This is a genomic window from Streptomyces sp. NPDC091287 (assembly GCF_044768525.1).
GTDB lineage: Bacteria > Actinomycetota > Actinomycetes > Streptomycetales > Streptomycetaceae > Streptomyces.
On record NZ_JBIVUV010000009.1, the window covers coordinates 82,742 to 94,938 of the forward strand.

At 70.4% G+C, this 12,197-nt stretch carries 13 protein-coding genes; 6 read left to right on the forward strand and 7 right to left on the reverse strand.

The window, feature by feature from the left end:
- Positions 1-2: 2 nt before the first annotated feature.
- Complete coding sequence (locus ACIQRW_RS17055; RefSeq protein WP_403760508.1) at positions 3-347, reverse strand: hypothetical protein; 345 nt, start codon at positions 345-347, stop codon at positions 3-5.
- 134 nt (positions 348-481) lie between these two features.
- Between ACIQRW_RS17055 and ACIQRW_RS17060 the strand changes: the two genes are divergently transcribed.
- Both ACIQRW_RS17060 and ACIQRW_RS17065 read left to right on the forward strand, forming a co-directional pair.
- Positions 482-1,279, forward strand: a complete 798-nt coding sequence (locus ACIQRW_RS17060; RefSeq protein ID WP_403760511.1) for a Scr1 family TA system antitoxin-like transcriptional regulator — start codon at positions 482-484, stop codon at positions 1,277-1,279.
- Positions 1,236-1,478: a DUF397 domain-containing protein gene (locus ACIQRW_RS17065; protein ID WP_403760513.1), complete on the forward strand. Its 243-nt coding sequence runs from the start codon at positions 1,236-1,238 to the stop codon at positions 1,476-1,478. The genes ACIQRW_RS17060 and ACIQRW_RS17065 overlap by 44 nt, the downstream gene beginning before the upstream one ends.
- A gap of 45 nt (positions 1,479-1,523) precedes the next feature.
- On the opposite strand, the gene ACIQRW_RS17070 is transcribed toward ACIQRW_RS17065, so the two are convergent.
- From ACIQRW_RS17070 to ACIQRW_RS17085, 4 genes are all read right to left on the reverse strand, one after another.
- A complete protein-coding gene (locus tag ACIQRW_RS17070) occupies positions 1,524-3,911 on the reverse strand; it encodes an ATP-binding cassette domain-containing protein (protein ID WP_403760516.1) in 2,388 nt (795 codons plus the stop codon).
- Positions 3,912-4,072: 161 nt separating this feature from the next.
- Positions 4,073-4,486: a VOC family protein gene (locus ACIQRW_RS17075; protein WP_403760519.1), complete on the reverse strand. Its 414-nt coding sequence runs from the start codon at positions 4,484-4,486 to the stop codon at positions 4,073-4,075.
- A 10-nt stretch (positions 4,487-4,496) separates the two neighbouring features.
- On the reverse strand, positions 4,497-4,916 hold the full coding sequence (locus ACIQRW_RS17080) for a helix-turn-helix transcriptional regulator (protein WP_329155648.1): 420 nt from the start codon (positions 4,914-4,916) through the stop codon (positions 4,497-4,499).
- A gap of 57 nt (positions 4,917-4,973) precedes the next feature.
- Entirely contained in the window at positions 4,974-5,315 is a 342-nt protein-coding gene (locus ACIQRW_RS17085) for a DUF5713 family protein (RefSeq protein WP_403760523.1), read from the reverse strand.
- A gap of 253 nt (positions 5,316-5,568) precedes the next feature.
- Here ACIQRW_RS17085 and ACIQRW_RS17090 point away from each other — a divergent pair, with 253 nt between their 5' ends.
- The 3 genes from ACIQRW_RS17090 to ACIQRW_RS17100 all read left to right on the forward strand — a co-directional run bounded on the left by ACIQRW_RS17090 (position 5,569) and on the right by ACIQRW_RS17100 (position 8,675).
- Positions 5,569-6,726: an acyl-CoA dehydrogenase family protein gene (locus ACIQRW_RS17090; RefSeq protein ID WP_403760526.1), complete on the forward strand. Its 1,158-nt coding sequence runs from the start codon at positions 5,569-5,571 to the stop codon at positions 6,724-6,726.
- A 17-nt stretch (positions 6,727-6,743) separates the two neighbouring features.
- Positions 6,744-7,625 (forward strand): acyl-CoA thioesterase, encoded by an 882-nt coding sequence (locus tag ACIQRW_RS17095; RefSeq protein WP_403760528.1) that lies wholly within the window; start codon positions 6,744-6,746, stop codon positions 7,623-7,625.
- 75 nt (positions 7,626-7,700) lie between these two features.
- A complete protein-coding gene (locus ACIQRW_RS17100) occupies positions 7,701-8,675 on the forward strand; it encodes a cation diffusion facilitator family transporter (protein ID WP_403760531.1) in 975 nt (324 codons plus the stop codon).
- A 72-nt stretch (positions 8,676-8,747) separates the two neighbouring features.
- Here ACIQRW_RS17100 and ACIQRW_RS17105 read toward each other — a convergent pair whose 3' ends face one another.
- Complete coding sequence (locus ACIQRW_RS17105) at positions 8,748-9,182, reverse strand: YdeI/OmpD-associated family protein (protein WP_403760534.1); 435 nt, start codon at positions 9,180-9,182, stop codon at positions 8,748-8,750.
- A gap of 77 nt (positions 9,183-9,259) precedes the next feature.
- A complete protein-coding gene (locus tag ACIQRW_RS17110) occupies positions 9,260-10,087 on the reverse strand; it encodes a phosphatase (RefSeq protein ID WP_403760537.1) in 828 nt (275 codons plus the stop codon).
- A 380-nt stretch (positions 10,088-10,467) separates the two neighbouring features.
- Between ACIQRW_RS17110 and ACIQRW_RS17115 the strand changes: the two genes are divergently transcribed.
- Entirely contained in the window at positions 10,468-12,192 is a 1,725-nt protein-coding gene (locus ACIQRW_RS17115) for a glycosyltransferase family 2 protein (RefSeq protein WP_403760540.1), read from the forward strand.
- Positions 12,193-12,197 lie beyond the last annotated feature (5 nt).

The window sequence follows — 12,197 nt, forward strand, 5'->3', positions numbered from 1 at the left end:
CCTCACGGCCGCAGCCGGACCAGCCCCGGGCCCGACGGGTGACCGGGCCCGAAGGCGTCGGGAATCCCCAGCCTGAGGCCCCGGCTCCGGGCGACCCGGTGGACGTCCCGCAAGGAGTGCGCCAGGGCGGCGGCGACATGGCGGAGCTGGACGGCCGTGGACCCGTCGTCCGCGACCATGTCGTCGGCGTGGTCGAGGATTTCGTACGCCATGCCGAGCTGCATGTCCTCGACCTTGTCGGCCTCACGCGAGACCTTGCCGTCGCCGTCGCCGACTACGTAGCAGGGCCTGCCTTCCGTTCCGACCCAGGGAAGCAGGCGTGCGGCGTTCAGGGGCTGTTCGTTCATGGGGGCTGTCAACTCCGTGCGCGGTGGGGGTGAATTCTTCGCTGCGTAGCGATCCACTCACAGCGTGCGAGCGGTGAGGCTAGGCTCGCCAGGGGGTTCGGGGTGACATCGCGCTCGTCGCACGGGAGTTGGCTGTGAGTAACACCTATGGCGCATGGTTGAAGGCTCAGCGAGAGGCGGTCGGGCTGACGCAGCAGCAGCTTGCGGACATGGCGATCATGACGCGGTCGCATATCTCGCACATCGAGGCGGGGCGTCGCATGCCGAGCGAGGAGGACGCCCTGCGGCTGGACAGGGCGCTGGGTACAGGGGATGTGCTGACCACTTTCCGGCCCCAGGCAGATGACCGTTCCGTCGCGGAACGATTCAAGGCGGCTCGGAAACTTGAGGAACAGGCAACGTTCATCCGTGAGTTCGCCATCGCCTATTTTCCTGGAATCCTCCAGACCCGCCGGTACGCGGATGCGGTGCTGGGCACAGCTTTTCCGCCGTACAGCGATGAGGAACGTGACAAGGCCGTTGTCTCACGACTGGAGCGGGCCAAGGTTCTGGAGCGCCCCACGTCGCCCGTAGTCTGGGCGGTTCTGGACGAAGCTGTTCTCCGGCGCGTGGCGGGGAGTGCGGACATCATGGCGGAACAGATCATGCACGTGGTGCGTCTGGCCGAGCGTGGCCGAATCCGCGCCCATGTGCTGCCTCTGGGCGGTCCCATCTGCAATCTGCACCAGAGCATGGTGACGCTGATGCACTTCGAGGATCAGCCACCGGTGGCCTACTCGGAAGGCACGCAGGTGGCCAAGGTGCACGATGCACCGCACTTGGTCGAGCGGATCGAGGCCACCTACTCTCTGGCCATGAGCGACGCGCTGTCCCTCCCCGAGTCGCTGAATGTGCTCAGGGCAGCGGCGAAGGAGTACGGATACCGTGAGTGAACGCACCAACCTGCTCGCCGTCTGGCGAAAGTCGTCCTACAGCGGTCCTGACAAGGACAGCTGCCTCGAAGTCCAGGACCACCCCACCGCCGTCCCCGTCCGCGACTCCAAGGTCCCCGGCGGGCCCGTCCTGCTCATCCCCGCCGCCGGGTGGGCCTCCTTCGTGGACGCCGTCAAGGGCGGGGCCTTCTCCGCCTGACCCGGAGGCCGGGCGGAGAAGGCACAGCGCGGAAGGCGGTCCGCCTCACTCCCCCACGTACTCCGCCAGGTGCTCGCCCGTCAGCGTGGAGCGGTCGGCCACCAGGTCCGCCGGGGTGCCCTCGAAGACGATCCGGCCGCCGTCGTGGCCGGCGCCGGGGCCGAGGTCGATGATCCAGTCGGCGTGGGCCATCACCGCCTGGTGGTGCTCGATGACGATCACCGACTTTCCGGAGTCGACCAACCGGTCCAGGAGGCCGAGGAGCTGTTCCACGTCCGCGAGGTGCAGGCCGGTGGTCGGCTCGTCGAGTACGTAGACGCCGCCCTTGTCGGCCATGTGCGTGGCCAGCTTCAGGCGTTGGCGTTCGCCGCCGGACAGGGTGGTGAGCGGCTGGCCGAGGCTCAGGTAGCCCAGGCCGACGTCCACGAGGCGGTCGAGGATCTTGTGTGCGGCCGGGATGGCCGCCTCGCCGGAGCCGAAGAACTCCTCGGCCTGGGCGACCGACATCGCGAGGACCTCGCTGATGTCGCGGCCGCCCAGGTGGTAGTCGAGCACCGAGGCCTGGAACCGCTTGCCCTCGCAGTCCTCGCAGGGGCTGGAGACGCTCGCCATCATGCCGAGGTCGGTGAAGATGGCGCCCGCGCCGTTGCAGGTGGGGCAGGCGCCCTCGGAGTTGGCGCTGAACAGGGCGGGCTTCACGCCGTTGGCCTTGGCGAAGGCCTTGCGGATCGGCTCCAGGAGGCCCGTGTACGTCGCCGGGTTGCTGCGGCGGGAGCCCTTGATGGGGCTCTGGTCGACCGAGATGACGTTCTCGCCCGCCGGGATCGAGCCGTGGACGAGCGAGCTCTTTCCGGAACCGGCGACGCCGGTGATGACGGTGAGGACACCGAGCGGGATGTCGACGTCGACGTCGCGGAGGTTGTGCGAGGTCGCGCCGCGGATCTCCAGCGCGCCGGTGGACTTGCGCACCTCGTCCTTGAGGACGGCCCGGTCGTCGAGGTGGCGGCCGGTGACGGTGCCGGAGGCGCGGAGTCCTTCCAGGGTGCCTTCGAAGCAGACGGTGCCGCCCGCCGTGCCGGCCCCGGGGCCGAGGTCGACCACGTGGTCGGCGATGGCGATGGCCTCGGGCTTGTGCTCGACGACCAGGACCGTGTTGCCCTTGTCCCGCAGGCGCAGCAGCAGGTCGTTCATGCGCTGGATGTCGTGCGGGTGCAGGCCGATGGTGGGCTCGTCGAAGACGTACGTGACGTCGGTGAGCGAGGAGCCGAGGTGGCGGATCATCTTGACGCGCTGCGCCTCGCCGCCGGACAGGGTGCCGGAGGGGCGCTCCAGAGCGAGGTAGCCGAGGCCGATCTCCACGAAGGAGTCCAGGGTCTGCTGGAGGGCTTCGAGGAGCGGGGCGACCGAGGGTTCGTCCAGGCTCCGGACCCATTCCGCGAGGTCGCGGATCTCCATCGCGCAGGCGTCGGCGATCGAGATCTTGTTGATCTTCGAGGAGCGGGCGCCCTCGGTGAGCCGGGTCCCCTCGCACTCGGGGCAGGTGGCGAAGGTGACCGCCCGGTCGACGAACTCCCGGATGTGGGGCTGCATCGACTCGCGGTCCTTGGACAGGAACGACTTCTGGATCTTGGGGATCAGACCCTCGAAGGTGAGGGTGGAGCCCTCGACCTTCACCTTGGTCGGCTCCCGGTAGAGGAAGTCCTGCATCTCCTTCTTGGTGAACTTGGCGATCGGCTTGTTCGGGTCGAGGAAGCCGGAATCCGCGTAGATCCGTACGGTCCACCAACTGTCCGACTTCCAGCCGGGGATGGTGAACGCGCCCTCGGCGATCGACTTGGAGTCGTCGTAGAGCTGGGTGAGGTCGATGTCGGAGACCGAGCCGCGGCCCTCGCAGCGGTTGCACATGCCGCCGGTGCGGCTGAAGGTCGCCTTGACCGCCTTCTTGTTGCCGCGCTCGACGGTGATCGCGCCGCTCGCCGTCACCGAGGGGACGTTGAAGGCGAACGCGCCGGGCGGGCCGATGTGGGGCTTGCCCAGCCGGCTGAAGAGGATGCGCAGCATGGCGTTGGCGTCGGTGGCGGTGCCGACCGTGGAGCGGGGGTCGCTGCCCATACGCTGCTGGTCGACGATGATCGCGGTCGTCAGCCCGTCGAGGACGTCGACGTCGGGTCGTGCCTGCGTGGGCATGAAGCCCTGGACGAAGGCGGGGTAGGTCTCGTTGATCAGCCGCTGGGACTCGGCGGCGATGGTGCTGAACACCAGCGAGCTCTTGCCCGAGCCGGAGACTCCGGTGAACACCGTCAGCCGGCGCTTCGGGAGCTCGATGCTGACGTCCTTCAGGTTGTTCTCCCGCGCACCGTGCACACGGATCAGGTCGTGGCTGTCGGCAGCGTGCGGCGCGGGCGGCTGCTGGGTCTTCGTTCGCGGAGCCATGCTCGTCGTCTCTCCATTGCTGGTGCGCGGAGCCTGCCGGTGCGGGAGTCCTGCTGGTACGGCTCGTGCGGCTGGTACGGGCGGCCCGCTGGTGCGCGGAGCCTACTGGTCGTGCGTGAGGGCCGGGGCCTGTTTCGGCCCCGGCCCCTCACGGGCTGGTGCTACTTCTTGGCCTGGGTGATGCGGAGCATGTTGCCGGAGGGGTCGCGGAAGGCGCAGTCGCGGACGCCGTACGGCTGGTCGATCGGCTCCTGGAGCACCTCTCCACCCGCCGCGCGCACCTTCTCGAAGGCCGCGTCGACGTCCTCGGAGGAGAGGATGACGCCGCGCAGCATGCCCTTGGCGAGCAGCTCGGCCATGGTCCGGCGGTCGGCTTCCGGGGCGTTCGGGTCCGCGAGCGGGGGTTCGAGGACGATCTCCACGTCGGGCTGTGCGGGGGACCCGACGGTCACCCAGCGCATGCCTTCGAATCCGACGTCGTTGCGCACCTCCATTCCCAGGGCGTCGCGGTAGAAGGCGAGCGCCTTGTCGTGGTCGTCGACGGCGATGAAGCACTGCGAGAGGTTGATGTCCATGCGTTTCACGCTACGGGCGGGGCTTGCGATCCGCTTCTCCATTCCTGACCGGTCGTGTGAGCATCTTGGCGACGCACGCCGGGATGGTCTCGCCCGCGTCGTGGGGGCGGGTCCGGTAGGCGCTCGGGCTCTCCCCGACCAGCTCCGTGAAGCGGGAGCTGAACGAGCCGAGCGACGTACAGCCGACGGCGAAGCAGACGTCCGTGACCGACAGGTCGCCCCGGCGCAGCAGTGCCTTGGCCCGCTCGATGCGGCGGGTCATGAGATAGCTGTACGGGGTCTCGCCGAAGGCGGCCCGGAAGCTGCGGGAGAAGTGGCCCGCGGACATCAGGGCGTCCCGGGCCAGCGAGGGGACGTCGAGCGGTTCGGCGTACTCGCGGTCCATGCGGTCGCGGGCCCGACGCAACCGGGCCAGGTCCTCCAGCCTCACTCCTTCACCCTCCCACGGCCGCCGGCGCCCGGCCCGTCCCGCGGAGGCGGTACCCGGTCACCACTCGCGCTCGGCGATGAGCTTCTCCGGGTCCGCGTCCGTGAAGCCGTACGCCGTCGCGATGATCCAGAAGGCCTCGCCTATCTCCTCGCGGGCGACGGTCTCGATCTCGCTGCCCGCCGCCTCGAACTCGGCCTCCAGGTCGTTGAAGGCCCGGGTCGGCGCGGCGGTCAGGGCGTACAGGGCGGTGAGGTCCGCGGGCTTCTCGGTCTCGATCCGTTCGCAGAGGGCGCGCAGGACCGCCGTGCCCTTGTCCAGGACATGGTCGGGGAAGTAGTCGTCCTCGTACAGCAGGGCCAGGAACGTGTACTGCGCCAGCTGCTCGTTCGTGATGGTCACGGTGGTCTCCCGCATGCGTTCCGTACGTTCCGTCGCCGTCGTTCCGATACTCCCCCACGCCACTGACAATCGGGCCGCACGCGGGTGGCGGGGGTCCGGTGCGCACCGGGCGTCCGCGTGCCGAGCATCACCCTGGACAGCGGCCACAACCGGCGGGTAACTTCGAAGGAAGTCTGAGCAAGCGCTTAGCCGAGCACGACGAGCACGACAAGAACAACACGATCGAATCGACTGCCGACCTAGGAGGCATCCCGTGCGCCGTACGGTATTCAACGAGGACCACGAGGCGTTCCGGGAGACCATCCGCGCCTTCATCGCGGCCGAGGTCGTGCCGGTCTACGACGAGTGGTTCGCCGCCGGCCAGGCGCCGCGCGACTTCTACCTCAAGCTGGGCGAGCTGGGCATCTTCGGCATCGAGGTCGACGAGGAGTACGGCGGCGCGGGCATCGACTCGCACAAGTACGAGGCCGTCATCTACGAGGAGACCGCCCGTGCGGGCGTCTCCTTCGGCGGCTCCGGCGTGCACACGCTGCTCGGCCTCCCGTACATCAAGATGCTGGCCACCGGCGAGCAGAAGAAGCGCTGGCTGCCGAAGTTCGCGAGCGGTGAGGAGATGTGGGCCCTCGCGATGACCGAGCCGGGCACCGGCTCCGACGTCGCGGGCATGAAGACCACCGCCAAGCTCTCCGAGGACGGCACGCACTACGTCCTCAACGGGTCCAAGACCTTCATCACCGGCGGTGTCCACGCCGACCGTGTGATCGTCTGCGCCCGCACCGCCGCCCCGCGCGAGGACGACCGCCGCTTCGGCATCTCCCTCTTCGCCGTCGACACGACGTCCGAGGGCTACTCGGTCGGCCGCAAGCTCGACAAGCTGGGCCTGCGGGTCTCGGACACCGCCGAGCTGGCGTTCGTCGACGTCAAGGTCCCGGTCGAGGACCTCATGGGCGAGGAGAACAAGGGCTTCGGCTACCTCGGCACCAACCTGGCCTCCGAGCGCTGGGGCATCGCCTTCGGCGCGTACGCCCAGGCCGCGGCCGCCGTCCGGTTCGCCAAGGAGTACGTGCAGGACCGCACGGTCTTCGGCAAGACGGTCGCCTCGTTCCAGAACACCAAGTTCGAGCTGGCCGCCTGCCAGACCGAGGTCGACGCGGCCCAGGCCGTCGCCGACCGCGCGCTGGAGGCCCTGGACGCCGGTGAGCTGACGGCGGCCGAGGCCGCCTCCGCGAAGCTGTTCTGCACCGAGGTCGCCCACCGCGTCATCGACCGCTGCCTCCAGCTGCACGGCGGCTACGGCTTCATGAACGAGTACCCGATCGCCCGCCTGTACGCGGACAACCGGGTCAACCGCATCTACGGCGGCACCAGCGAGGTCATGAAGTCGATCATCGCCAAGTCCATGGGTCTGTAAGGGGTTACGTTCCGTCCATGAACGAGAGTCCCGACCCCCTGCTCGATCTGCTCCACCTGCTCGACCTGGAGCAGATCGAGCGGGACATCTTCCGGGGCGTGAGCCGCAGCGCGGTCGTGCCCCGGGTGTTCGGCGGCCAGGTCGCGGCCCAGGCGCTCGTCGCCGCGGGCCGCACCGTCCCCGCCGACAGGGCCGCCCACTCCCTGCACGCGTACTTCCTGCGGGCGGGCGACCCGGGCGCGCCCATCGTCTACAGCGTCGACCGCATCCGCGACGGGCGGTCCTTCACCACCCGCCGCGTCGTCGCCGTCCAGCACGGGCAGCCGATCTTCCACCTCTCCGCGTCCTTCCAGACGTACGAGGAGGGCATGGAGCACCAGGCGCCCATGCCCGCCGCCCCGGACCCGGAGACGCTGCCGACGGCGGCCGAGATGCTGCCCCGGTACGCCGACCGCTTCAGCGATCCGGGGGTCGTGGATCGGCTGATCGAGGCGCGGGCCGCGGTGGACCTGCGGTACGTGGACGCGCCGCCGTTCGGCACGGTGGGCGAGGCGCGCGAACCGCGGTCCCAGGTGTGGTTCCGGACGAACGGCAAGCTCGCTGACGACCCGCTGCTGCACGTCTGCCTGGCGACCTACGTCTCCGACATGACCCTGCTCGACTCGGTGCTCCTCGCCCACGGGCGGGGCGGCTGGGCGGTCGGGGACGTGGTCGGCGCGAGCCTGGACCACGCGATGTGGTTCCACCGGCCGTTCCGGGCGGACGAGTGGCTGCTGTACGACCAGGAGTCGCCCTCCGCCTCCGGCGGTCGCGGACTGGGCCAGGCCCGCATCTACACCGCCGACGGGCGCCTCGCGATCACCGTCATCCAGGAAGGCGTCGTCCGTATCCCCCGGTGATGACGCGTCCCCGGGGAATCGCGTCCCCGGGGAATGAGCGCCACCTGAAGCGCCATTTCGGACATACTCCCCACCATGAGTGACGCGAAAGCGGGCAGCGAAACCGATGGCGGGGAGTCCACGTTCACGGTGATCGTGGCGGCCGTCGCCAACCTCGGCATCGCCGTGGCGAAGGCCGTCGCCGGATTGATCAGCGGCTCCAGCGCGATGCTCTCCGAGGCGGCCCACTCGGTCGCCGACACCGTCACCGAGGTCATGCTCCTCGCCGCGCTCAAGCGGAGCGGGAAGCCGGCCGACGAGGACCATCCGCTCGGTTACGGCCCCGAGCGCTACATCTGGGCGATGCTCGCCTCCATCGCCACCTTCGTCGGCGGGGCCGTCTTCTCCCTCTACGACGGAGTCCACACCCTGGTCGCGGGCGAGGAGCTGGGCGACCCGCTCGTCTCCTACCTCGTCCTCGGCGTCGCCTTCCTCCTGGAGGGCTACTCGCTGCGCACCGGGGTCAAGCAGGTGCGGCGCGAGGCGTCACGGCTGCGGGTACCGGACACGTACTACCTGCGCCACACCCCGGACACGGCGGTGAAGGCCGTCGTGATGGAGGACTCGGCGGCCCTGATCGGGCTGCTGCTGGCAGCGGGCGGACTGCTCGGCGGGCAGCTCTCGGGCTCGGGCGTCTGGGACGGGATCGCGTCCTGCCTGATCGGCCTGCTGCTCGTGTACGTGGCCTGGGTGCTCGGCCGCACCAACGCGCAGCTGCTCATCGGGCGGCCGCTGCCCCCGGCGATGCGGTCCGGGGTGCGCGAGGAGCTGCTGTCGGTGCCGCACATCGTGGACGTACTGGAGCTGACCACACTCATCCAGGGGCCGTCCGAGATCCTGATCGCCGCGAAGATCGACTTCCGGGACATGGCCACCGCTTCGGAGGTCGAGTGGGCCTGCGAGGAGGCGGAGGCGCAGTTGCGCGAGCGGTTCCCGTCGGTGCGGCGGGTCTATCTGGACCCGACGCCGGGGCGGGCGCAGCGGCTGCGGCGGCAGCACCCGGGCTCCTGACGCTTACGGCGTCGGCTCCCGCCACCGGCCCCTGATCCCTACGGCGTCGGCTCCCGCCACCGGCCCTGATCCCTACGGCGTCAGCTCCGTCACCGCCTTCGCGATCCGCCGCTCCCGCGTCTCCCGCGCCTTCGCTCCCTCGACCGACGTGACGTACGCCTTCTGCCTGCTGGGCGAGAGCGCGGCGAACGCCTCCGCCGCTCCGGGGGCCGCGGCCAGCGCGGCCGCCAGGTCCTCGGGCGGCTCCACCGTGCGGGACGCGGTGTCGAGGGTCAGCTCCACCTCGATGGCGTCCCCGCCGCCGATGCCGGTCTCCGAGCGCTTGTCGGCGCTGAACGGGATGAGGTACTGCCCGCCCATCGGGGCGATCGTCGAGCGGTACGCGTACCCGTTGACCGTGACGTTCACCGGGGGGCGCTTTCCCGCGCCGAGGGCCTCGACCACGGCCTCCGGCACCTCGATGCCCGTGTTGTTCCCGGTCCGGAACATCGTCGTGCTGAACTTCATGGCTTGCCCCTTACGTCTGCGTCGTGTCCGTGAAGACGCCCGCCGGGCCCGAAACTCATCGCCGGCCCTCGTCGGCCCTAGGCGGCGGGCTCCTCCACGGGCGCCGCGGACTCCACCGGCTCCGCCTCCAGCAGCCCCGCCGCGTGCAGCAGGTAGTCCGTCATCGGGTCGTAGAAGCGCGGGTCGGTGACGTGGTCGTCCAGCGGGACCGTGACCTGGAGGGTGCCCTCCGCCTCGCCGAGGAACAGGGCCGGGTCGTTGCAGTCCGCGTAACCGATCGCGTCCAGCCCCCGCTGCCCCGCGCAGCCCGCCCAGCCGTGGTCGGCGACGACCAGGTCGGGCAGCGGGCGGCCCAGGTGGGCCATGGCGTCCAGGATGGCGGCCATCGGGGCCGGGGAGTGGGTGTGCCACAGGGTCGCCCCGCGTTCCAGCATCGCGACGTCGGCGAACTGGAAGACCATGCCCTCGTCCGCCATCAGCCCTGAGGGAATACGGACGATCTCGCAGCCCGCGCGGCGCAGCGCGTCCGCCGTCTGCCGGTGCACGTCCAGCATGCCGCCGGGGTGCCCGGTGGCGAACAGGACCCGCTCGCGGCCGTCCGCGGCCTTGCGCAGCCGGGCCGCCATCCGCTCCAGGGCGTCGACCGTCAGCTCCGGGTCGATGGTGTCCTGGCCCTGCCGGTGCGCCGGGTCGTCGTTGACCCCGCAGCGCTCGGCCATCACGGCGAGCACATCCTGCTCGTCGGTCCAGCGGTCGCCCAGCTCCAGGCCCAGCCAGTAGTGGCGGTCGCCGTTGGCGAGCTTGCGGTAGTGGGAGAGGTTGTTGTCGCGTGGCGTGGCGACGTCCCCCGCGATACGCGTACGGACGAGGTGGTCGACGAGGGCGGCGCGGCTGGGTATCGGCATGGACCCATTGTGCCGTCCGGTGTGAGGGGCGTGCCCGGTGTCTTGCCCGACGGACGCCCGACGGACGGGTGTGCCGGGTCCTCGGTCCGGCGGAGGGTCCGCTTCCGGCCCGGACGTGCGGGCCGGTGGCCAGTGGTGTGTCCGGGCCGACGTCCGGCCCGGCAAGTCTTCCGGGACTGTTCACCCCCGCGTGACCTGCTTCTTCCCCCGTCGGGCGGGGTTCGGGCTCGAATGGAACCACCCAGAGGTCTGGACCAATCGAGACGCGCCAAACCGGTGTCCGATTCTCTCCGTCGGAGCCTTCTCGGGTAAGTGGTCTATACCTTTGACATTAGGGTGGGCCACCTGAAACGGGCACATACACAGCCGTGGGGGGCTTTATGACCGTGCATCACCTTCCGCAACCTCCGTCCGACGACGAGCTCTACTGGTACTTCGGGCCGCAACGCCGGTGGGTGCTGGTGAGCAGTTCGCTGACCTTCGTGTTCACGGCGGCGACGATGTTCACCTTCGCGTTACGGACCCCCGCCCTGTGGGCCTTCCTCGCGATCCTCGGGCTGAACGTCGTGGCCCTGCTGCTCTCCTCCGTGAACAGCCTGCGCCAACGCCGGCTGACCCGCGCCTCGCACGAGGTGCTCGTCCGCGCCTGGCGACCCGCCGTACTGCCGGGCGTGGACCTCTATCTGCCGACCTGCGGCGAGCCCCTCCCGGTCCTCGCCAACGCCTACCGCGCGGTCGCCGCCCTCGACTGGCCCGACGCGCTCACCGTCTGGGTGCTCGACGACGCCGACCGGTCCGAGGTGGCGGCCCTGGCGGCCGAGCACGGCTACCGGTACGTCGTACGCCCCGACCGGGGCCACCTGAAGAAGGCGGGGAACCTCAACCACGCGCTCACGCTGTCCGGGGCCGAGTACATCGCGATCCTGGACGCGGACTTCGCGCCCCGGCCGGACTTCCTGCGCCATCTGGTCCCGTATCTCGCGGACCCGGCCGTCGGCATCGTGCAGAGCCCGCAGTGCTTCGACACCGAAGCGGGCATGGACTGGATCCAGCGCGCCGCCGGAGCCGCGCAGGAGTGGTTCTTCCGCTGGATCCAGCCCTCGCGGGACGCCAGCGACGCCGCGATCTGCTGCGGCAGCAACGCCGTCTACCGGCGCGCCGCGATCGACCTGGCGGGCGGCTTCGCCCGGCTCGACCACAGCGAGGACCTCTACACCGGACTCGCCCTGCACGAACGGGGATTCCGCACCCAGTACGTCCCCGTCCTGGTCGCCAAGGGCACCTCGCCCGACACCGTCACCTCGTTCGTCAACCAGCAGTACCGGTGGGCGATGGGCAACCTGCACCTCCTCGGCACCCCCGTCCTGGGGCGCATGGGCGCGCCGTGGCGGATGCGGCTCTGCTTCTACGAGGGCGTCGTCGGCTACCTGACCACGGCCGTGAACACCTTCGCCGCCCCGCTGCCGCCGCTGGTGATGATGTTCTGGTACCCGGACCACGTCCGCCCCTGGCACGTGCTGCCGCTGCTCGCCCCGCTGTGGCTGTGGCATGTGCTGCTGCCCCGGATCAGCCGGACCCGGTGGCGGGTGGAGGTCATCCGCGCCAACGTCCTCACCAGCGTGGCCGCCGCCACCGCGTTCTGGCACACCCTGCGGGGCCGCAGCGCCGCCTGGGTGCCCACCGGGGTCCGGAGCACCGGGAGTTCGGGCTCGATGGCCCGCCGGGTCGTGGGCGTCTCGCTGGTCTGGCTGGTCCTGTCCAACGGGGCCGCCGCCGGGGGCCTCGCACTGGTGGTGGCCCGCAACGGCTGGGAGCCCGCCTGGGGCCTCGGCCTCTACCTCCTGGTCCAGCTCCAGATCAACGTGCCCCTGATCCGGGACCTGCTGACCGAACTGCGGCCGGACGGCCGGGCGCCCGCCGAGACCGCCGCGTCGCCCGCCGGCCACCGTCTCCGGACCCGTCTCCGGACCCGGCCCCGGACTCGACCCCGGACGGGCGTGCTGCCCCGCCGCTGGCCCGAGGCCCTCGCCGCCTCCTCCGTCCTCCTGCTCACCGGCCTGCTCGCCTCCGGGTGGGTCGACCCGATGCTCCCGTGGCTGAGTTGAGCCGC

What these genes read in the sequence shown, in the direction of transcription:
- ACIQRW_RS17110 (WP_403760537.1), bottom strand. Translation starts at nt 10,087, where the DNA reads ATGCCGATACCCAGCCGCGCCGCCCTCGTCGACCACCTCGTCCGTACG.
- ACIQRW_RS17105 (WP_403760534.1), bottom strand. Translation starts at nt 9,182, where the DNA reads ATGAAGTTCAGCACGACGATGTTCCGGACCGGGAACAACACGGGCATC.
- ACIQRW_RS17115 (WP_403760540.1), top strand. Translation starts at nt 10,468, where the DNA reads ATGACCGTGCATCACCTTCCGCAACCTCCGTCCGACGACGAGCTCTAC.
- ACIQRW_RS17075 (WP_403760519.1), bottom strand. Translation starts at nt 4,486, where the DNA reads ATGGACATCAACCTCTCGCAGTGCTTCATCGCCGTCGACGACCACGAC.
- ACIQRW_RS17065 (WP_403760513.1), top strand. Translation starts at nt 1,236, where the DNA reads ATGTGCTCAGGGCAGCGGCGAAGGAGTACGGATACCGTGAGTGAACGC.
- ACIQRW_RS17095 (WP_403760528.1), top strand. Translation starts at nt 6,744, where the DNA reads ATGAACGAGAGTCCCGACCCCCTGCTCGATCTGCTCCACCTGCTCGAC.
- ACIQRW_RS17070 (WP_403760516.1), bottom strand. Translation starts at nt 3,911, where the DNA reads ATGGCTCCGCGAACGAAGACCCAGCAGCCGCCCGCGCCGCACGCTGCC.
- ACIQRW_RS17100 (WP_403760531.1), top strand. Translation starts at nt 7,701, where the DNA reads ATGAGTGACGCGAAAGCGGGCAGCGAAACCGATGGCGGGGAGTCCACG.
- ACIQRW_RS17055 (WP_403760508.1), bottom strand. Translation starts at nt 347, where the DNA reads ATGAACGAACAGCCCCTGAACGCCGCACGCCTGCTTCCCTGGGTCGGA.